This window comes from uncultured Candidatus Puniceispirillum sp. (assembly GCF_963979125.1).
Taxonomy (GTDB): domain Bacteria; phylum Pseudomonadota; class Alphaproteobacteria; order Puniceispirillales; family Puniceispirillaceae; genus Puniceispirillum.
Genome location: NZ_CAXBVX010000036.1, coordinates 1 through 18,726, shown reverse-complemented (window position 1 = coordinate 18,726; position 18,726 = coordinate 1). Strand labels below are relative to the sequence as shown.

Annotated in this window: 22 protein-coding genes; 8 read left to right on the top strand and 14 right to left on the bottom strand. The window is 50.0% G+C overall.

The features are described from left to right. Positions 1-789 (top strand): cytochrome b N-terminal domain-containing protein (locus ABNT28_RS05405; RefSeq protein ID WP_348721137.1); only part of this gene is annotated, 789 nt, incomplete at its 5' end. Between the two features lie 3 nt (positions 790-792). Continuing rightward, the gene (locus ABNT28_RS05400; protein ID WP_332924976.1) at positions 793-1,563 is read left to right on the top strand and encodes a cytochrome c1; all 771 of its coding nucleotides are present in this window, start codon (positions 793-795) and stop codon (positions 1,561-1,563) included. Between the two features lie 65 nt (positions 1,564-1,628). On the opposite strand, the gene ABNT28_RS05395 is transcribed toward ABNT28_RS05400, so the two are convergent. The 8 genes from ABNT28_RS05395 to lgt form a co-directional block, all read right to left on the bottom strand. Next, positions 1,629-2,552, bottom strand: a complete 924-nt coding sequence (locus tag ABNT28_RS05395; protein WP_348721136.1) for a DMT family transporter — start codon at positions 2,550-2,552, stop codon at positions 1,629-1,631. An 88-nt stretch (positions 2,553-2,640) separates the two neighbouring features. Beyond that, entirely contained in the window at positions 2,641-3,741 is a 1,101-nt protein-coding gene (ychF, locus tag ABNT28_RS05390) for a redox-regulated ATPase YchF (RefSeq protein ID WP_332924978.1), read from the bottom strand. A gap of 70 nt (positions 3,742-3,811) precedes the next feature. Then, on the bottom strand, positions 3,812-4,420 hold the full coding sequence (gene pth, locus ABNT28_RS05385; RefSeq protein WP_332924979.1) for an aminoacyl-tRNA hydrolase: 609 nt from the start codon (positions 4,418-4,420) through the stop codon (positions 3,812-3,814). Between the two features lie 33 nt (positions 4,421-4,453). Continuing rightward, entirely contained in the window at positions 4,454-5,089 is a 636-nt protein-coding gene (locus ABNT28_RS05380; protein WP_332924980.1) for a 50S ribosomal protein L25/general stress protein Ctc, read from the bottom strand. Positions 5,090-5,296: 207 nt separating this feature from the next. After that, a complete protein-coding gene (locus ABNT28_RS05375; protein ID WP_348721135.1) occupies positions 5,297-6,226 on the bottom strand; it encodes a ribose-phosphate pyrophosphokinase in 930 nt (309 codons plus the stop codon). Positions 6,227-6,417: 191 nt separating this feature from the next. Further along, positions 6,418-7,260 (bottom strand): peptidoglycan editing factor PgeF, encoded by an 843-nt coding sequence (pgeF, locus tag ABNT28_RS05370; protein ID WP_332924982.1) that lies wholly within the window; start codon positions 7,258-7,260, stop codon positions 6,418-6,420. Continuing rightward, entirely contained in the window at positions 7,257-8,432 is a 1,176-nt protein-coding gene (locus ABNT28_RS05365; RefSeq protein ID WP_348721134.1) for an SAM-dependent methyltransferase, read from the bottom strand. Before ABNT28_RS05365 ends, pgeF begins: the two co-directional genes overlap by 4 nt. Further along, complete coding sequence (gene lgt / locus ABNT28_RS05360) at positions 8,429-9,265, bottom strand: prolipoprotein diacylglyceryl transferase (protein WP_332924984.1); 837 nt, start codon at positions 9,263-9,265, stop codon at positions 8,429-8,431. Before lgt ends, ABNT28_RS05365 begins: the two co-directional genes overlap by 4 nt. A 191-nt stretch (positions 9,266-9,456) precedes the next feature. On the opposite strand from lgt, the gene ABNT28_RS05355 reads away from it, so the two are divergent. The 5 genes from ABNT28_RS05355 (at position 9,457) to ABNT28_RS05335 (ending at position 12,489) form a co-directional block, all read left to right on the top strand. Beyond that, on the top strand, positions 9,457-9,846 hold the full coding sequence (locus ABNT28_RS05355; protein ID WP_348721133.1) for an accessory factor UbiK family protein: 390 nt from the start codon (positions 9,457-9,459) through the stop codon (positions 9,844-9,846). A 172-nt stretch (positions 9,847-10,018) separates the two neighbouring features. After that, on the top strand, positions 10,019-10,543 hold the full coding sequence (locus tag ABNT28_RS05350) for a YbjN domain-containing protein (RefSeq protein ID WP_332924986.1): 525 nt from the start codon (positions 10,019-10,021) through the stop codon (positions 10,541-10,543). Beyond that, entirely contained in the window at positions 10,540-11,382 is an 843-nt protein-coding gene (gene proC, locus ABNT28_RS05345) for a pyrroline-5-carboxylate reductase (RefSeq protein WP_332924987.1), read from the top strand. The genes ABNT28_RS05350 and proC overlap by 4 nt, the downstream gene beginning before the upstream one ends. 92 nt (positions 11,383-11,474) lie before the next feature. After that, positions 11,475-12,158: a hypothetical protein gene (locus ABNT28_RS05340; RefSeq protein WP_332924988.1), complete on the top strand. Its 684-nt coding sequence runs from the start codon at positions 11,475-11,477 to the stop codon at positions 12,156-12,158. Next, on the top strand, positions 12,151-12,489 hold the full coding sequence (locus ABNT28_RS05335; protein WP_332924989.1) for a tRNA-binding protein: 339 nt from the start codon (positions 12,151-12,153) through the stop codon (positions 12,487-12,489). The genes ABNT28_RS05340 and ABNT28_RS05335 overlap by 8 nt, the downstream gene beginning before the upstream one ends. 11 nt (positions 12,490-12,500) lie before the next feature. Here ABNT28_RS05335 and ABNT28_RS05330 read toward each other — a convergent pair whose 3' ends face one another. Genes ABNT28_RS05330 through ABNT28_RS05320 form a run of 3 tightly spaced genes read right to left on the bottom strand, consistent with a single transcriptional unit; the run spans position 12,501 to position 15,041 of the window. Continuing rightward, positions 12,501-13,820, bottom strand: a complete 1,320-nt coding sequence (locus tag ABNT28_RS05330) for an ATP-binding protein (protein ID WP_332924990.1) — start codon at positions 13,818-13,820, stop codon at positions 12,501-12,503. Next, entirely contained in the window at positions 13,820-14,512 is a 693-nt protein-coding gene (locus tag ABNT28_RS05325; RefSeq protein WP_332924991.1) for a response regulator transcription factor, read from the bottom strand. The genes ABNT28_RS05330 and ABNT28_RS05325 overlap by 1 nt, the downstream gene beginning before the upstream one ends. Positions 14,513-14,543: 31 nt before the next feature. Then, the gene (locus ABNT28_RS05320; RefSeq protein WP_332924992.1) at positions 14,544-15,041 is read right to left on the bottom strand and encodes a MarR family transcriptional regulator; all 498 of its coding nucleotides are present in this window, start codon (positions 15,039-15,041) and stop codon (positions 14,544-14,546) included. A 127-nt stretch (positions 15,042-15,168) separates the two neighbouring features. On the opposite strand from ABNT28_RS05320, the gene ABNT28_RS05315 reads away from it, so the two are divergent. After that, positions 15,169-16,059, top strand: coding sequence for a branched-chain amino acid aminotransferase (locus ABNT28_RS05315; RefSeq protein ID WP_332924993.1), 891 nt, complete (start codon positions 15,169-15,171; stop codon positions 16,057-16,059). Between the two features lie 7 nt (positions 16,060-16,066). On the opposite strand, the gene moaD is transcribed toward ABNT28_RS05315, so the two are convergent. The 3 genes from moaD to uvrC form a co-directional block, all read right to left on the bottom strand. Beyond that, positions 16,067-16,321: a molybdopterin converting factor subunit 1 gene (gene moaD / locus ABNT28_RS05310; protein ID WP_332924994.1), complete on the bottom strand. Its 255-nt coding sequence runs from the start codon at positions 16,319-16,321 to the stop codon at positions 16,067-16,069. 62 nt (positions 16,322-16,383) lie between these two features. Further along, positions 16,384-16,950, bottom strand: a complete 567-nt coding sequence (gene pgsA / locus ABNT28_RS05305; RefSeq protein ID WP_332924995.1) for a CDP-diacylglycerol--glycerol-3-phosphate 3-phosphatidyltransferase — start codon at positions 16,948-16,950, stop codon at positions 16,384-16,386. 67 nt (positions 16,951-17,017) lie between these two features. Next, a partial coding sequence (gene uvrC, locus ABNT28_RS05300) for an excinuclease ABC subunit UvrC (RefSeq protein WP_348721132.1) occupies positions 17,018-18,726 on the bottom strand: 1,709 nt, incomplete at its 5' end.

The following is an 18,726-nucleotide window of genomic DNA, read 5'->3' as shown; positions in this document are numbered from 1 at the left end:
CCATGGGGTCAGATGAGCTTTTGGGGTGCGACCGTTATTACCAACCTGTTCTCGGCTATTCCGTTTGTTGGTGAGAGTATTGTAACATGGCTCTGGGGAGGGTTTTCTGTTGATAATTCAACGCTAAACCGCTTTTTCTCACTACACTATTTGTTGCCGTTTGTTATTGCAGGCGTAGTGATACTGCATATTGTAGCCTTGCATCGTTTTGGCTCCAATAACCCAATTGGCATTAATGCTAAAGGCCCGCAGGACACAATTTCATTTCATCCTTATTATACAATTAAGGATGTCGTAGGTATTGCTATGTTCCTCTTGCTTCTTGCAATGGCAGTATTCTTCTTCCCCAATGCGATGGGGCATCCGGACAATTACATTCCTGCCAACCCGATGCAGACACCTGCGCATATTGTGCCTGAGTGGTACTTCCTACCTTTCTATGCGATCTTGCGGGCGGTGCCTGACAAGCTTGGTGGCGTATTGATGATGTTTGGTGCGATTGCGGTGCTGTTTGTTTTGCCATGGCTGGATCGCTCGCCTGTGCGTTCGGCGCGCTTCCGTCCGGTCTTCCGCATTTTCTTCTGGTTGTTGATTATTGATGCGGTTCTGCTTGGTTATCTTGGCGCAAAGCCTGCCGAGGGCATCTATGTGATCCTGTCACGTCTGGCGACTGCATGGTACTTCTTGCATTTTCTTGTCATCCTGCCATTGCTTGGGGTGTTTGAGACGACCAAGCCGTTACCAAAGTCAATCTCTGAGCCAGTGCTGGCGACTGCGAAGGGAGCCTAGATCATGATAAAGGCACTAATTACTGCAACAATAGCTCTTACAGCGGCCTTTGGTGTGTCCAATATGACTGTTGCGGCTGGCGGTGACACTACCGAATTGCAAACCCGTGAATGGAGCTTTTCGGGGCCTTTCGGCACTTTTGACAAAGCCTCTATGCAACGTGGATTTCAGGTCTATCGTGAAGTCTGCGCTGGGTGTCATTCGATGGATCTGATCGCCTTTCGTAATCTGGCTGATCTTGGTTATAACGAAGCCGAGATCAAGGCGATCGCGGCTGAATATGAAGTTCAGGATGGCCCTGACGATGAAGGTGAGATGTTCATGCGTCCGGCACGTCCGGCTGACCGAATCCCTGGCCCCTATCGCAACGATAATGAGGCACGCGCCAGCAATAACGGTGCCATGCCTGTTGATCTGTCGCTAATCGCCAAAGCACGTGCGCATGGGCCTGATTATCTGTACAGCTTACTGCTTGGCTATAAGGAAGCCCCAGCTAGCGTCGAAATGCCTGAAGGCATGTATTATAACGCGGCTTATTCGGGCAATCTGATTGCTATGCCACAGCCGCTTTATGGTGATGATGTTGAATTTGCCGATGGCGCTGATGCGTCAGTTCAAGGGGCGGCGGCAGATGTGACCCAGTTCCTGATGTGGGCGGCAGAACCGAAAATGGAAATTCGCAAGCGCATAGGTGTTGCGTCGGTATTTTTCCTCAGCATTTTCCTGATCTTGAGCTATCTGGCCAAGCGTCGGGTCTGGGCTGATGTGCACTAAACCAGCCTAAATATCCTATCTAAATAAACATCAAAACCCCGTCAGATGCGTCTGGCGGGGTTTTCTTATGGACAGGCTTCGTCGGATTTATTCATCATTGCGTTGGTTATACAGGCGGTCATTATGATGGCGATACCGATCATGGTAAAGACATCCAGTATCTCGGCAAATATATAAACCCCGATTAATGCCGCGCTCGCAAATTCCAGATAGGTGAGGGGAACAAGCTTTGCCACTGGTGCCAACCGTGCCGCTTGGATCATCAACAGTGATGATATTGACCCGATCAACGCGGCTACAGCTGGCGGCATAATAAATATCTGCGCGTTCCATATCACGGTCGGAACCGATTGCTGATATATGGCTAGGGTCGCTCCGTAAAGGCTCACCATCAAACTGCTGGCTACCAGCCCGTCCTGCAACAACAAATATATTGGTGGCTGTGTTTTGCCAAGTTTGCGGGTAAGCACAATATATAGGCTGAACATCACGGCGGCGGCCAATGGATAAAGGCTACCCAGAAAAGTTGCATCAAGCTCAGTTGGCCTGATGATGAACATGACCCCGCAAATCGCCATGATGATAAGCATTATATGCCGTAGGCGTAACGCCTCGCCAAGGATGAAATAGCCAAGCACGACAATAAATAATCCCTGTATCGTGAACAGCGCGAAAGCGACCGCGATGGGAACATGCCGCAAACCGGCAAAGAACAGCCCCATTGATAAAGCAAGGGCAAGTGAGCGTACCAGATTGAGCCATTTCATTCCGGCAAAGGGATTGCCATAAAGGCGACGCTCCTTAAAGGTGATGACAATAAAGGCGATGCATGCCTGAATGAAAAAATAAAGACCGACAGCCAGCAATATTGGCACGCGCTCATCCTGCATTTTCATAAAGCTGTCTTTGACTGGAAATAGCATTGCGGCAGTCGCTATACAGGCCATGCCTATCAAATGTGTGCGTCGGTTATCGGTTTCATGTGACATACGTTACCATATGAATCGTTAACCATATGGCGATAGACCAAAAGTATCACTTGCAATGCGTGTTCGAAAGTATGGTCAGTTCCAGGGTTTAAACATTAAACCGGAAATGGAACACGTCGCCATCGACAACTTTATAGTCCGACCCTTCAACACGTAACTTACCTGCATCCTTGGCACCGCTTTCCCCTTTACAGGCGATAAAATCGGCATAGCTGATCGTCTCGGCGCGAATAAAGCCACGCTGGAAATCGGTATGGATTACACCGGCAGCTTGCGGGGCGCTGGCACCTGCCGCCACCGTCCATGCGCGTGCTTCCTTTGGTCCGACGGTAAAGAATGTCAACAGATCAAGTAGCCCGTATCCGGCGCGAATAAGCCGTGACAGCCCAGTTTCAGACAGGCCTAATTCAGACAGGAATTCAGCCTTATCATCATCGTCAAGCTGTGCAATCTCGGATTCGATAGCGGCGGAAACAACCACATAGGCTGCGCCTTCGCTGGCGGCCTTATCGGCGACAAGCTTGGTAAAGTCATTGCCCGTCGCGGCATCCCCTTCGGCGACATTACAGACATAAAGCACAGGCTTTGACGTTAATAGCTGAAGATAGGGCAGGCGCAATGTTTCAGCGTCGGTTAATCCCCCCGTACTACGGGCTGGATTACCATCGGACAGGTGCGCAAAAAGTTTTTCCATCAAGGCCAGATCGGCTTTGGCATCACTATCCCCGCCACGCGATTTCTTGACAAGTGCTACCATCCGCTTTTCCAGCGAATCAAGATCAGCCAGCATCAGTTCGGTTTCAACAGTCGCTGCATCACGCACTGGATCAACATCACCATCGACATGCGTGATTTCGGTATCTTCAAAACAGCGCAGAACATGCGCAATCGCATCAACTTCGCGAATGGTGCCCAGAAATTTATTACCCAGCCCTTCGCCTTGTGATGCGCCGCGGACAAGGCCGGCGATGTCAACAAATTCAAGCTGAGTCGGAATGATCGTTGCGGATTGGGCCAATAAAGCCAGCGCATCCAGCCGTGTATCAGGTACCGAAACGCGTCCGGTGTTCGGCTCGATCGTACAGAATGGATAATTCGCCGCTTCGGCAGCTGCTGTCTGGGTCAGCGCATTAAACAGGGTGGATTTACCAACATTCGGCAATCCGACAATTCCGCAGTTAAAACCCATAATTCACTCCTTGCAACGCCGTCAGGCTCTATTTGTTTGTGTTATTTGCCTTTGCAGAAGCCTCTATGGGCTACTTTGTTTTATGACCTTGGTTGTCTTTGCTGTCTGGTGCGGCAAGATAAGCAACACGGCTCATAAACCCGCCATCGTCACCATCGACCAGCCGTTCTGCTTCATCGGCAATCGCACCAAGCATGCGCCCAAGCCAGCCTGATTGTTCGTCTGTACTGAAATCAGTCAGCACCCAGTTACGCACGTCCATTGCAGGCATCTGAGGTCGTCCAATGCCAATCCGCACGCGCCAGTAATCTTGTCCAAGATGCCGGTCAATATCGCGCAGACCATTATGCCCACCGTGGCCACCGCCAATTTTGACCTTGATGCGTCCAACGCCTAGATCAAGTTCATCATGGAATACAAAAACGGAAGCTGGTTCAATTTTGTAAAATTTGATGCATTCGGCAACTGGCAACCCTGATTTGTTCATAAAACTTTGGGGTTTCAGCAAAATCACCTTTTCTGTCCCGATACGTCCTTCGGACATCAGCGACAGGTTCTTTTTCTTCCAAGGTGAAAAACCATGCTGGTCAGCGATCCTGTCAACAGCCATGAACCCCGCATTATGCCTTTGAAAAGCATAGTCGGGTCCGGGATTGCCAAGGCCTACAAATACCAGCATGGTCTCTACATTCGGATATGAAGCTGCCAGCGATTATTCTTCGCTTGCTGCTTCCTCTTCGGTGCCATCGCCTTCAGCTTCTTCATCTTCGTTCTTCACGCCGCCACCAGGTGACTGCAATGTAGCAACGGTAAAGTCGCGATCGGTAATGGTTGGCTCAACGCCTTCGGGAAGCGCAATCGCACTAATATGAATTGAGTCACCAATTTTCAGACCTTCAAGATCAATGGTGATTTTTTCCGGAATATCGGTTGCCGGACAGTTCAACTCAATTTCGTGACGGACAACGTTCAATACACCGCCAATTTTCAATGCGGGACACTGATCCTCATTAATGAATTCAACAGGTACGCCAACGGCAACTTTTGCCGAGCCGGACACGCGCAGAAAATCCATATGCATGATATTGTCAGAAACCGGATGGAACTGAATATCACGCGTTAGAACCGTGTTTTTCTTGCCTGCAACTTCGATATTCAGCAGGCGGCCGAAAATGCCCGGCTGATGCACGATTTTGGTAATTTCACGGGTAGACATGTTAATGCCTAAAGGTTCCTTTTTGTCACCGTAAATAACGGCTGGGACAAGACCTGCGCGGCGTGCCGCACGGGCGGACCCCTTACCGACCCGTTCGCGCTGTTCAGCGCTAATGGTTGTTATGTCAGACATTGCTAACTCCTTTATCAAACAATGACTATGCCTCCAGGGGTGCATAGCGGTGCGAGATATAGGCCGTAAATCACCAAAACACAAGCGTTTTACGTGCTACAGTCACTATTCAGCAGATGTTTTATAAAGCGGCTTTGAAATATCAAATTCTGGACTGGGTAAAAGCCCCGACCAATTAGAACCTCGACCAGTTAGAACCCCGTCCAATTAGAATAAAGTCGAGACTGACCGTTCTTCATTGATCCGCAGAATCGCTTCACCAAGCAAGGGTGCAACCGACAAATGCCGCACATTGCGGGCAACCCGCACCGCTTCGGTGGCGGGGATCGAATCGGTTGTCACCAGCGAATTAAGCGGCGAGGCCGCCACGCGGCTAACCGCACCACCTGACAATACACCGTGAGTCACATAGGCATCAACGCTCAACGCGCCATCATTCATCAAGGCTACAGCCGCATTACATAATGTGCCGCCCGAATCGACAATGTCATCAACCATGATGCAATGCCGTTCATTCACATCACCGATGATATTCATGACTTCGGATACGCCTGCTTTTGGGCGGCGTTTGTCAATGATTGCCAGATCGGCATCAAGCCGTCTTGCCAGTGACCGCGCTCTAACAACACCGCCAACATCTGGCGATACAATCATCAGCTTTGCCCCATCATAACGTTGTTTAATATCTTCGATGAAGACAGGTGCGGCAAACAGATTGTCGGTTGGAATATCGAAAAAGCCCTGAATCTGACCAGCATGTAGATCAATCGTCAGCACGCGATCCGCCCCCGCAGATGTAATCAGATTGGCCAGCAATTTTGCCGAAATCGGCGTACGGGGGCCCGATTTACGATCCTGCCGCGCATAGCCATAATAGGGAATTACAGCCGTGATTCGGCGGGCTGATCCACGTCGTAGCGCATCAAGTGCCACCAGCAATTCCATGACATTGTCATTCGCGGGAAAGCAAGTTGATTGGATAACGAATACATCTTCGCCGCGCACATTCTCGGCAATCTCGACGAAAACTTCCATATCGGCAAAGCGTTTGACTTCGGCGCGGGTGAGGGAAACGTCAAGATAAGCAGCAATAGCTTCCGCAAGGGGACGATTACTATTGCAAGATAAAATCTTCATACGTCAAAACCTTTGCCGGTTTCTGCGGATAGCCCCGCGAGCTTGTTGGATGTTATTAGCAATCGCATGACAAACCGACAAGGTGGTTTTCACCTTTTCTTTACACTTTTATTGCAAGCGACTCTCAAAGAATACAGCTAGCCAATAAGGAAAGAAACAGTAACCCAAGGAAAATATACAGATGTGGCATTCTACACCTCTAGCATGGTGGTGGAAAATGGCTCAAGGGCAATGACCGAAATAAGGCGGCCTGAGTCGCTGTCACCGGCATGTGTCGCAAAACGATGCGAAAAGAACTGGTCTGATTCGCTATAGGTATCGCGCTGGCAATCATGCACCGCGCCGATTCCGGCCTTTGCCAGCCGCATGGTCGCATAGCCAGCAAGATCAAAGTGATATTTGCCAGACAGGCTATCCGCGGCAAAATACGCTTCTGCTTCGGGTGTGCTGGCCAATGCTTCATCGCGCAGATCGTTACCCACCTGATAATTATGCTGACGGATACAGGGGCCGATGACAGCTGTTATACTGGCGACAGTGGCACCCGCTTTGCACATCAGTTTGATCGTGGCTTCCAGCACCCCACCACATGCGCCGCGCCAACCTGCATGTGCCGCACCAATCACACCGGCTGTGCGATCAGCGAACAGAACAGGCGTGCAATCAGCAATCAGTATCGCCAAGCCATGTCCTGCAACAGTGGTGACATGGGCATCGGCATCGGGGCGTAGGTGGGCATCCTGACCAGACTCAACAACAAGGGCATCGGCTGAATGGAACTGACGCAGGCCATATAATCTATCTGAAGCAAGTCCAAGGCTGGCCGCAACTCGCGATCTGTTTTCGGCAACATTATTGGCTATATCCTGTGATCCATAACCACAATTCAGACTGTCATAACAGCCAGCGCTGACGCCGCCATTGCGGGTAAAAAATCCATGTTTGATTATGGTGCCACTGGCATCGGGTATCATCCAGTCATCAAACTGAATGAGCGGCACGCCAATGGGTGATGTGATCATCGAAAAACTCATCCGTCGCCCCGTTCAGCAGGTGATACAGCTTCGGTTTTTATGTCATTATTCATAAAGCCTGGCGGGGTGCCTTCACCTTGCGGCACCAACAATGCCACTTTAAAGGCACTTCCCATCTGGGCGGGGCTGACCAATCGGTCATAGGCAGCCAGCAAAGCGCGGCGCATGTCCGGCGCGGCATGGGTAGCGGCCTGTTCAGCCCGCGCTTTCAAGCCAATCTTCGCCAGAAACGTACCTTGTTCCACAGGCCCGATCAGCCGTGCGCCTGCCGCTAATGCACAATCTGCCAAGGCGTTAAAATCAACCCAATGCGATATATCGACCTGACCTGGCTGATAAAACAAATCAACTGGCTTATGTGCAGAAACCGCCTGAACTGTATCGCCAATATTGTCTGATTTACCGTAATCAATAATCAAAATGGCACCGCCATATGTCGCTATATGCGCCGCCAGAATATGCATTATATCCTCACCCAATATACATAATTCGGCAACCGTGCCATCTGGTGATGCGGCCTTGTTGCTCAGGTGCCACCTATCAAGCTCGGTAGCTGTTAACGGTGTGCCTTCGCCAAAGCCTAAATCAGGATCAGCTATCACCAGCCGATGCCGCCAGATACCCTCGCGGCAAATCGCATGCGCCACAGGTAAAGCATCAAAAAATTCATTGGCAATGCCATATAGCGGCGCGGCAGGTAATGCCGATAGATCATCATGCCAATGGATGACCGATTCCGTTAAAGTCTGCTGTTGTATCGTGCGCAGATACGGACTTGTTTCAATCAGATGAATATGGCATGCCGCCAGCTCTGGCATCAACTGTCCCCATACATGCTGCATGTCAGCCATTAATGTGCCACGCCCGGGGCCGCATTCAATGATGGCTGGTTGCGGTTTTTCCGCGCCGGTATCTAATGGCTGTCCAAGCTCGAACATATGCGCCAGAAACAAACCGCACATCTCACCAAAAAGGCCGGATATTTCCGGCGCGGTGATGAAGTCGCCTTCACGGCCAAAAGGATCGCCGGATTGATAATAGCCAACATCGGGTGTGGCTAGCGCGCGTTCAATATAAGTTGCTAGCGATAGCGGGCCGTCTGCCGCAATCTGCGCGGCTATCATGCTTGTTACATCATCGGCATTTATATCATTATCGGTGGCAACGGTCATGTACGACGTTCCCGCATGAACAGGTAAAGCCCGCCTGCTATCATCGGCAGGCATAGGACTTGCCCCATTGTTATAACGCCAAACAGCACACCTAACTGCGCATCTGGCTCGCGGGCAAATTCGATCAGATAACGACTCGCCCCATAGCCCAACAGCATGATAGCGGTCAGGCGCCCTTGATGTGCCAGCCAGCCTTTGCGATAGCCGAACAGCATAACAAGCCCCAGAACCAGCCCTTCAAGACCAGCTTCATAAAGCTGGGTTGGGTGGCGCGGGGCACCGTCGCTATACGGAAAAACCATCGCCCAGGGCACATCGGTAACACGGCCCCATAATTCACCATTGATGAAATTGGCAAGCCGTCCAAAAAACAGCCCTATAGGCAATGTCATTGACACCCGGTCACTTATTGCCAGCACAGGTATATTATGGCGTCGCGCCAGCAGAATCATGGCAAGTGAAACGCCGATCAAACCGCCATGAAACGACATGCCACCTTGCCATATCTTGAAAATATCTAGCGGGTGGGACAGAAAATAGCTTGCATTATAAAACAGAACATACCCGATACGCCCGCCCACAATGATGCCAATCAATACATAATTCAGCAGACTATCAAGCGTGGCACTGGGCATGGCCGAGCCTGGTTTGTTGGCTTCCCGCTTTAACAGATAAAAGCCGATCAGCAGCCCCGCTATATAGGCCAGCGCGTACCAGCGGATGCCAAAATTGCCAAACTGTATGGCAAATTCATTGAATTCAGGCAGAATGATTCCCCCTGATGGCATCGCTTCGGATGGTATCGTTTCGTCTGTTTGGGCGTGGCTGGTCATGGTTAGATAGGATCCGGCTTGGTTGTTATTGTCGTCCGATCAGCACCGATCAGCGATGCGACATTATGTGGTGATTGCAAGCTTAGCGCATTCACCTTATCTCTAGTAGAGGATAATTTTTGCAATTATGTTAAGGTTGGCTTTGGCCGCACTTTAAAGCATGGTTGCGTGCTTCATTATAGGAGAATTTAATGGCTATGCGTTCATCTTTGATGTCAGATCTTGCTCAGATGGCAAATGGTGCCGCCTCCGCCCTTGGTGGGGTACGCGAAGAAATTGACAATATGATTCGCCACCGTCTGGAGCGTACGTTAAACGCGCGTGGTCTGGTCACACGTGAAGAATTTGATGCGTTGCGCACCCGCCATGAAGCCCTTGCCGCGCGCCTAGCGATGCTTGAAGCTGCCGCATCAGGTCAGCCAGTTGCTAAATCTGCTACCAAATCCACCGCCAAATCCAAGACCGAAGCAGGTACCGAATCAAACGCCGAATCGATGCCCCGTTCGGCTTCAAAAACAGCCAAGCGCCCTGCCGCTAAAAAACAAGCGGCAAAAAAATCAGCCACACCAAAAAATAATTGATTTTTTTATCAGTAACCAGACCATGCCGAATCACCAGAAAAACTGGAAAAAACACTAAAAATTGTGGTTTTTAAAATTCCAGACACTAAATATTGTGTCGAAATAGCTTGAACAGCCAGTCCAGTTTTGTCATTTTTGGCGTTGTAGGCACCTTGATGGTGCTTGAACGCATATGCCTTATTGGAACATGACAATGGTGCTGACCCAGCAAACTGACGACATCATTCTGGCCGATCCCATAGAGCTTGTGTCGCGTTTTGTAGCGCGGCACGATTGGCTTTTACGGCGTCAGGCGCGCAATGCTATCTTTGCTGAAATTCCAGGCAAATGGAGCGATTATCAATTGCTAGCCACCTGGCAGGATTCAGAACAGACAATGCATGTGACCTGCCGGATTGATATTCAGGCTGATGAAAGCCAGTTTGGCGAGATGGCTTTGCTAGCGGCATTATTAAATCAGCAGGTATTTATTGGCCATCTGGCTTTTGATATTGCCAATGGCGAGCTGGAATTGCGCCATACGTTGGCATTGCGCGGTGCTGGTGGTGCGACGCCTGAACAGATCGAGGATGTTGTCGATATCATGCTTGGTGAATGTGAACAGAATTTTCCGGCTATTTATCAGGTGGCGCATGGCACCATGTTGGCGACCGATGCCGCAGCTATCGTCATGATGCCGACAATGGGTGAAGCATGAGCCCGGCCAATAGGCATCATATTGTGCTTATTGGATGTGGTAAAATGGGCAGTGCCATGCTTGAAGGCTGGCTTGCCGATACTGAACTTGATGCGCATTTTTCCATTATCGAACCGTTTCAAGATCAGCTTGCTTGGACAGACATGCACGCCAATGTTGCTTTGTTTGATAGTTGCGCTGCGTCCGACGCGGCATCAATTCCAACGGCGACGATCATTGTGCTGGCAGTAAAGCCACAGATGATGGATGAGGCTATTGGTCATTTTGGTCATATGATTGACAATGACACGGCATTTTTGTCGATTGCGGCTGGCATCACAACAGCGTGGTTGGCGGCGCGCCTTGATCCTGTTTCGGGTGGCACCGCGCCGATCATGCGCGCCATGCCAAATACACCTGCCGCTATCGGCCTTGGCATCACAGCCCTTTACAGTGGTGGTGCCTCGGACATAAAGCGTGATCTAGCTTCCCAATTACTGGCGGCAATCGGACAGGTTGTCCTGATTGATGACGAAAGTCTGATGGATGCTGTTACGGCTGTTTCGGGTTCAGGGCCAGCCTATGTGTTTTTGCTGGCTGAGGTGATGACCAAAGCCGCGATCGAAGCTGGCTTGCCTGATGATTTGGCTACCCAACTTGCTGAAGCCACCGTGGCTGGGGCTGGCGCGCTGATCGCGGCATCGGATGATGATCCTGCTGTTTTGCGGGCAAATGTCACCAGCAAAGGTGGCACCACGGCGGCGGCTCTTGATGTGCTTATGGCTGATGATGGCATGGCACCTTTGATGACGCGCGCTATTGCCGCCGCAAAAGCCCGTTCCATCGCGCTTGGCAGTTGATTGCAAGACTGTTTCGCATTTGCTGGCTGGAAATGCGAACTTTTTTTCTTATATAATTAGTAACAATCGATTGTTGCTGGGTAAAAGACGTTATGCATGATGCCAATCAGGATACCTCCACTATAGCGATCAGCCAACTTGCTGCGCATGCTTTTGACATGCTGGAAGACAGGCCGCTTGCGCAGATCAACCTTGATGATGTCGCTGATGCGGCCGGTATTGATCGTGACTATGCCGCGGTTTGTGCGGGAACGGTGCCATCATTGGTTTTACATCACATGGCGATGCTTGATGACAAGGCGATGCTTGAAACCTTTGATGATCTCAAAGATGCAGGCGATGTGTCGATCCGCGAAAAAATTCTCGAAGCTATCTTGCACCGTTTCGAAGTTTATAATCCGCATAAAAAAATTGTGTCATCTCTGGCCAAACATGCAGTACGTAATCCACAATTTGGGCTGGAATTGCTGTCAAGGCGCGTTGCTATTACCCGCCGCCTGTTAATGATGTGTGGAGATAACCTGCATGGCTGGCAAGGTGAAGCGCGCATCCGCGGTGTTGTTGGCGTCATTGTGGCAAGCGCGCGTGTCTGGCAGAAAGATGATTCGCCCGATTTATCAATGACAATGAAGGAAATCGATCGGCGGCTCGAACAGGCCGAAGACTGGGGACGCTCCCTTGGTGTCTTTGGGCGTGGTGCATCCGCATCTGGTTCTGATAGCAATAATATGACCGATGACAACATCGCGGCAGATAAAGAGACTCATCATGACTGAAGCTAGCTTTGACGATTTTCTCAAATTGGATATCCGTTGTGGAACAATCATAAAGGCCGAACCTTTTCCCGAAGCGCGCAAACCAGCGATCAAACTGCTTATCGATTTTGGCGGCGATCTGGGAACGCGGAAATCATCTGCACAGATAACAAAGAATTATGATTGCGATGCGTTACTTGGCAAACAGGTCATGGCCGTGGTTAATTTCCCACCGCGCCAGATTGGCCCTGTCATGTCCGAGGTGCTAACGCTTGGCGTGCCGGATGATGATGGAGAGGTTATGCTTGTCTGCCCTGATCGACCAGTGCCTGATGGTGGCCGCCTATATTGAGATCAGGCACCCTACATAGGTAGCTTTATGGTCACCCGCAAACCGCCTAATGGCGAATTTAAAAGCGTCAGTTCACCACCATGCCCCAGCACAATGTCGCTGGCAATCGACAGCCCTAATCCAGTGCCGCCAGTTTTGCGGTTACGCGACTCTTCAAGCCGGATAAAGGGGCGCACCGCATCAGCGCGCAATTCTTCAGGAATGCCAGCACCATTATCATCGAAAATAAAGGTGATTTCATCATTGCGTACACGAACCGTGACAACTGTCTTTGTTGAATAACGCACCGCATTTGAAATAATATTCGAAAAGGCACGCTGGATCGCATTGCGGCGGATTGAAAAAGGCGGAATGGCTGGATCGGGCGCTTCAAAGCTGATGTCAAAATTATGCGACTTGGCCGCTTGGCTAACTAGCCGTGATACCATCTTGTCCACTTCAACTTCGACAGTTGGTTCTTCACCTTCACCTGCGGCAAAGGACAGATAGCCATCAATCATATTTTCCATTTCGTCAATATCCTGACGAATGGCCTTATGATCGTCATTATCTTCCATCAATGCCAGTTGCAAACGAACCCTTGTTAGCGGGGTGCGCAAATCATGGCTAACACCAGCAAGCATGGCTGTTCTTTCGTTTAACTGTCGCATGATACGATGGCGCATGGCCTGAAAGGCACGACCAGCCAGCCGTACTTCTTGTGCGCCTTCAAGCCGGTAATCGGGCGCTTGCCGCCCCAGACCTAATTGCCGTGCTGCATTGGCCAGCCGGTGAATGGGGCGCACCTGACCACGCAGAAAGATCAGCGCGACACCAAATAAAATGATCGATGATCCAACCGTCCAGCCAATAAATGTCCAGCTTGTCGAACTGAAAATACGTTTGCGGCTGGCGTAAATACGCAACACCCCGTTATCCAGCTGTATATCAACCGAGATTAGATTGGGATCGCTATCGACATCGACAAACCACGGCAAAGATACACGCTTGTCAAGCTCGGTGCGCAACATTTGCTCGGCAAAGGTTGTTGCTGGTGTTCTATTGGTTTCAGTCAGGTTGGTATCTTCGCTAAAGCTGATGGGAAAGGAAAAATAATTCCAGCCATGATCCATTATTGTCTGAAGTTCTGCATCGGTTGGATTGGTGCCAAGCTCTTCCAGCAAATAGGCAAATTCCGAAGTTAGACTGGACGCCATATGGCGCGTTACTGTATCCCAATGGCGCTCATAGAAAATAAATACGGTGATGACCTGCACGAAAATCATTGGTGCCAGAATGATCGATAACATCCGGCCAAACAGCGTTTTGGGAAGAAACTCGCGCATCTGCATTATCGGGGTGGCCTGTCAGTTCGTAAAAGCCAGCCACGATTACGCATGGTTTGCAAATAGACGGGATGGCGTGGATCAGGCTCCAATTTGCGCCGAAGCCGTGCCACGGCCACATCTATAGAACGGCCTTCCATCCGGCCTTCGACCGCATTGGACAGATCATCGCGTGACAATACGGTATCGGGCGCATTCGCAAAATTTGCTAAAAGTTGCTGTTCGGCGGTGGTTATGTGAATGCGCACATCATCGCGGGTTAGTGTGCTTGTGGTGAGGTCAAAGGCAAAAGGTCCAAAAATGACTAGCGCATCGGGTTCGTGATTGACGCTTGCCTTGCGTTGCAGAATACGTTTGATCCGTAACACAAGTTCGCGCGGCTCAAACGGTTTGGACATATAATCGTCAGCACCTGTTTCCAGCCCTTCGATACGATGTTCTGTTTCTGACATAGCGGTCAGAAATAAAGCAGGCACATTATCCTTTTTGCGTAACTCCTCCAAAAATTCCAATCCGGTTTCACCAGGCATCATAATGTCGATAATCAACAGATCGAACATGATGCCTGATAGAATTTGGCGCGCTTCGCTAGCATTGCCAGCATCCGTTACACGAAAACCGCTTTCTTCCAGAAATCGACGCAAAAGATCACGAAGACGCTCATCATCATCAATAACCAGAATGTGATGTTGACTCATTGTTACATGCCTCTTGTGATCATGATGGTGATCACTTCGGTTTGTCGTCAAAACTATCTATTTGATCGCGCGTAGATTGGTCAACCAACCCTCTTAATACGCGCTGAAATCCCTCAACAGCATCAACCCCTGCTTCACGATAGGCGCGTGCAAATCGTTTGCCCTGCACACTGGTCAACTGATTTTCAAGGGCGATACCCTTTTCGGTCAGATAAAGTAACCTTTGTCGGCGATCCGTGGTGCCAGTTTCTTGCACGACAAACTCATTTTCCATCAAAGCTGATAATACACGAGATAGGCTTTGCTTGGTAATATTTAGAATCACCAGAAGTTCGGATACGGAAATGCCCGGGCTACGACCAATAAAATAGATCGCACGGTGATGGGCACGCCCCATATTTTGGCTTTCCAGAATCGAATCAGGTTCGCCCGTAAAGTCACGATAGGCAAAGAACATCAGTTCTATTCCCCGTCGAAGCTCTTCTTCGCGTAAAAAAAGAGCCTTGCCAATCGGTTTTATGTCAGCCATGTTGACCAATTATAATTGCGATAAAATACCTAGTAAACCTAGGTAACATAAAATGGCCAGTTTGGAACTAAACAACTAACAAAACATCAAGATTTTTAGAGTTGTTGACAGAGGGTAGGAGCTAACTATGGCGTTAATTCCATTTGATGACAGGGATGGATCTATTTGGCTGGATGGTGAAATTGTGCCATGGCGTGATGCCAAAACACATACACTAAGCCACGGTTTACATTATGCTAGTCTCGTTTTTGAGGGTGAGCGTGTATATTCAGGTGTTGTATTTGAAGGTGTTTGGCACACAAAGCGGTTGCGCCAGTCATGCAATATTCTGGATTTTGATATTCCAATCAGTGATGAACAGGTCGAAGTGGCCAAAATGGCGGTTGTTGCGGCCAACAATATTGTTGATGGATATGTGCGGGCGTTTTGTTGGCGCGGTTCGGAAATGATGGCAATCTCGGCACAGCAGACAACAACGCATGTCGCTATCGCCGCTTGGGAATGGCCAAGCTATTTTGACCCCGAGACTAAAATGAAAGGCATCACGCTGGATATTTCCGAGTGGCGTCGTCCGGCACCTGAGTCGGCACCAGTACATGCAAAGGCTGCAGGCCTTTATATGATCTGCACGCTGTCCAAGCATGCTGCCGAGAAAAAAGGGTTTCAGGATTCATTGATGCTTGATTATCGCGGCTATATCGCCGAGGCGACAGGTGCGAATGTGTTTTTCATCGATGATGAAGGGACAATCCATACGCCCATTCCCGATTGCTTCTTAAATGGTATTACCCGCCAGACCGTTATCAAAATGGCCAAATCAATGCAGATCAAAGTTGTCGAGCGTCATATGAGTCCCGATGATCTGGCCAGTATGAAGGAATGTTTTCTGACAGGCACGGCGGCCGAGGTAACGCCGGTGTCACAGATCGGTGATTATCATTTCACCCCATCCGATATCAGCCGCCAGCTTGTTGACGGCTATGAAAATCTGGTGCGTGGGCGGATTACCTTGAAATAGACGTTACTTAGCCACCTGTAACGGGTGGGAAAAAGGCAATCTCGTCGCCTGCGGTAATCTTTGTTTCAACGCTACCATAGCTGCGGTTAACGGCAACCCGCACTGTTTCCATATCGCCAAGCGCCTTTGCATGGCCGTCTGATTGCTTTTTCAAGTAGCTGACAATATCGGCGACGGTCTGGATATCGTCGTTAATCATGACCTCTTCGCGCGCGCATCCGGTATGCTCGCGAAGCCATGCAAAATATAAAATAGTGACCATCGGCACCTCGGTTAGATTTATCTATATCTACATCTACATATCTTGTTAGTGGGTCAGGTGCTTTACTTATTCGGGACATGCTGCAATCCAGCGACAATATATCCCATCCCAGTTTGCAAGGTAAGTAATGCGGCCACCCACAACAGCACTAAACCGATATCATGCGCATAGCTAAGTTCAGGGAAGGCAGGTGCCCCGATTAAAGTGCCAAGGGCTAGAATCTGCACAGTCGTTTTCCATTTGGCCAATCGGGTAACAGGCACGGTGTGATTGATCTTGGCAAGATATTCACGCAATCCAGAAATTATGAATTCGCGGCTCAGTATCATCAAAGCTGGTGCCAAAAATAGCCACCCACTTGTTTCAACACTGGCAAGTGCCAGCAGAACAGCCCCAATCAGCATCTTGTCGGCGATAGGGTCAAGCATTTCGCCAAATCCTGACTCAATTTTCATTTGTCGTGCCAGCATACCGTCGAGATAATCTGTAATGCTGGCAATCGTGAAAAGAATAAAGGCCACGAGATACCCATAGGACGTGTCGTCGATCCATATCATAATGGCGATAATCGGTGTCACGGCAATCCGTAACGTTGTCATCCAGTTGGGAATGCTGTCAATTGACATCATGTCTTTGCCTCTAGCTTGCCGATCTGTGCGTGCACACAACCATTGTCGCTATGTTTAGTCTAATAAATTAATTTTGACCACTATAGAACCAGTCAAATATCTGCTGTGCAAATGTTTTTGAAATGCCTTCGACCGCTTCCAGATCCTTCAGCCCTGCGGCTGAGACCGCACGCGCTGATCCAAAATGCGCCAGCAATGCTTTTTTGCGTTTCGGGCCGATACCGGGTACTGCATCCAGCGGGCTGGTAAGTTCGGTTTTCAGGCGCTTGTTCCGGTGCGTGCCAATGGCATAACGATGCGCTTCGTCGCGAAGCCGTTGCAGAAAATGCATGGCGGACGCGTTTGGCGGCAAGGTAAAGCTTTGGCGGCCATTCATATGAAACTGTTCGCGGCCAGCATTGCGGTCAGGCCCTTTTGAAATGGCGACAATATCAATATCGGTGATGCCCAGCTCATTCATCACCTCGGTCACCGCCGATAGCTGGCCTTTACCGCCATCGATCAACAGCAAATCTGGCCAGTTATCCGTCAGGCGATCGGGATCTTCTTTCAGCGCCCGTTCAAAGCGGCGATAGATGACCTGGCGCATCATTTCAAAATCATCGCCCAGCGTGGTGCCGAATTTGCCATCATCTTTGATATTAAAGCGGCGATAGGCAGATTTCATAAAGCCTTCGACGCCTGCGACCACCATGCCACCAACCGCATGCTTGCCCTGTATGTGCGAATTATCATAGATTTCGACCCGCTCGGGCATAGCATCAAGCCCCAGCGCCTCAGCCAGCTCGCCTAATAGGCGGCGTTGTGACGCAGAATTTGCCAGATGCCGTGCCAGCGCTTCTTCGGCATTTTTGATCGCCATTGTCATGATCTTTTGCCGTGCCCCACGTTGTGGGCTGCTCAGCTTGACTGACCTACCAGCCTGACTGGACAAGGCATCAGCGATCAAATCGGCATCCTCGGGCATTTCGCACAGCAATATTTCGGCAGGCGCTTCCTTATCATCATAAAACTGCCCCATAAAGGCTGTCAGCGTTTCGGCAGGCGGCGTTGTTTCTGGATGCGTCAGAAAATAAGACCGGTTGCCATAGTTCGACCCACCGCGAATAAAGAAAATCTGGATACATGATCGCGCGCCGCTTTGGGCAATGGCGATAATATCGGCATCTTTCAGATTCGGGATATTGATGTCCTGACTGGCCTGAATGCCGGTCAGGGCGCGGATGCGATTGCGCCAGATCGCGGCTGTTTCAAATTCCAGCTTGTCTGCCGCGTCATGCATACGCCGTGCATAATCGCGCTGAATTTGCGCCGAATCACCGGACAGGAAACGGCGCGCCTGATCCATCTGCTTGGCATAATCGGCCTTATTGACATAACCGACACAGGGCGCCGTACAGCGTTTGATCTGATATTGCAGACAGGGGCGCGTGCGCGTGGCAAAAACCGAGTCTGAACAGGTGCGTAACATAAAGGCGCGTGCCAGATCGGCAACAGTACGGTTCACCGACCCTGCCGAGGCAAAGGGGCCAAAATAGTCGCCTTTACGGTTTTTACGGCCACGATGTTTGGCCAGCTGGCCAAAATCATGATCGGCAGTCAGCAATATCTGCGGCAGGCTTTTATCGTCGCGCAACAGAATATTATAACGCGGCTTCATCTTCTTGATCAGATTTGACTCAAGCAATAAGGCTTCGATTTCTGATTTGGTGACGATCACCTCAAGTTTTTCAGTTTCACTAACCATCCGCATGATGCGGTTGGAAAGCCGGTTAG

What these genes read in the sequence shown, in the direction of transcription:
- ABNT28_RS05340 (WP_332924988.1), top strand. Translation starts at nt 11,475, where the DNA reads ATGCATGATGCCAATCAGGATACCTCCACTATAGCGATCAGCCAACTT.
- ABNT28_RS05375 (WP_348721135.1), bottom strand. Translation starts at nt 6,226, where the DNA reads ATGAAGATTTTATCTTGCAATAGTAATCGTCCCCTTGCGGAAGCTATT.
- pgeF (WP_332924982.1), bottom strand. Translation starts at nt 7,260, where the DNA reads ATGAGTTTTTCGATGATCACATCACCCATTGGCGTGCCGCTCATTCAG.
- ABNT28_RS05325 (WP_332924991.1), bottom strand. Translation starts at nt 14,512, where the DNA reads ATGAGTCAACATCACATTCTGGTTATTGATGATGATGAGCGTCTTCGT.
- pth (WP_332924979.1), bottom strand. Translation starts at nt 4,420, where the DNA reads ATGCTGGTATTTGTAGGCCTTGGCAATCCCGGACCCGACTATGCTTTT.
- proC (WP_332924987.1), top strand. Translation starts at nt 10,540, where the DNA reads ATGAGCCCGGCCAATAGGCATCATATTGTGCTTATTGGATGTGGTAAA.
- moaD (WP_332924994.1), bottom strand. Translation starts at nt 16,321, where the DNA reads ATGGTCACTATTTTATATTTTGCATGGCTTCGCGAGCATACCGGATGC.
- ABNT28_RS05350 (WP_332924986.1), top strand. Translation starts at nt 10,019, where the DNA reads ATGCCTTATTGGAACATGACAATGGTGCTGACCCAGCAAACTGACGAC.
- ABNT28_RS05330 (WP_332924990.1), bottom strand. Translation starts at nt 13,820, where the DNA reads ATGCAGATGCGCGAGTTTCTTCCCAAAACGCTGTTTGGCCGGATGTTA.
- ABNT28_RS05355 (WP_348721133.1), top strand. Translation starts at nt 9,457, where the DNA reads ATGGCTATGCGTTCATCTTTGATGTCAGATCTTGCTCAGATGGCAAAT.
- pgsA (WP_332924995.1), bottom strand. Translation starts at nt 16,950, where the DNA reads ATGATGTCAATTGACAGCATTCCCAACTGGATGACAACGTTACGGATT.
- ABNT28_RS05395 (WP_348721136.1), bottom strand. Translation starts at nt 2,552, where the DNA reads ATGTCACATGAAACCGATAACCGACGCACACATTTGATAGGCATGGCC.
- ABNT28_RS05320 (WP_332924992.1), bottom strand. Translation starts at nt 15,041, where the DNA reads ATGGCTGACATAAAACCGATTGGCAAGGCTCTTTTTTTACGCGAAGAA.
- ABNT28_RS05400 (WP_332924976.1), top strand. Translation starts at nt 793, where the DNA reads ATGATAAAGGCACTAATTACTGCAACAATAGCTCTTACAGCGGCCTTT.
- ABNT28_RS05315 (WP_332924993.1), top strand. Translation starts at nt 15,169, where the DNA reads ATGGCGTTAATTCCATTTGATGACAGGGATGGATCTATTTGGCTGGAT.
- ABNT28_RS05335 (WP_332924989.1), top strand. Translation starts at nt 12,151, where the DNA reads ATGACTGAAGCTAGCTTTGACGATTTTCTCAAATTGGATATCCGTTGT.
- ABNT28_RS05365 (WP_348721134.1), bottom strand. Translation starts at nt 8,432, where the DNA reads ATGACCGTTGCCACCGATAATGATATAAATGCCGATGATGTAACAAGC.
- ABNT28_RS05380 (WP_332924980.1), bottom strand. Translation starts at nt 5,089, where the DNA reads ATGTCTGACATAACAACCATTAGCGCTGAACAGCGCGAACGGGTCGGT.
- lgt (WP_332924984.1), bottom strand. Translation starts at nt 9,265, where the DNA reads ATGACCAGCCACGCCCAAACAGACGAAACGATACCATCCGAAGCGATG.
- ychF (WP_332924978.1), bottom strand. Translation starts at nt 3,741, where the DNA reads ATGGGTTTTAACTGCGGAATTGTCGGATTGCCGAATGTTGGTAAATCC.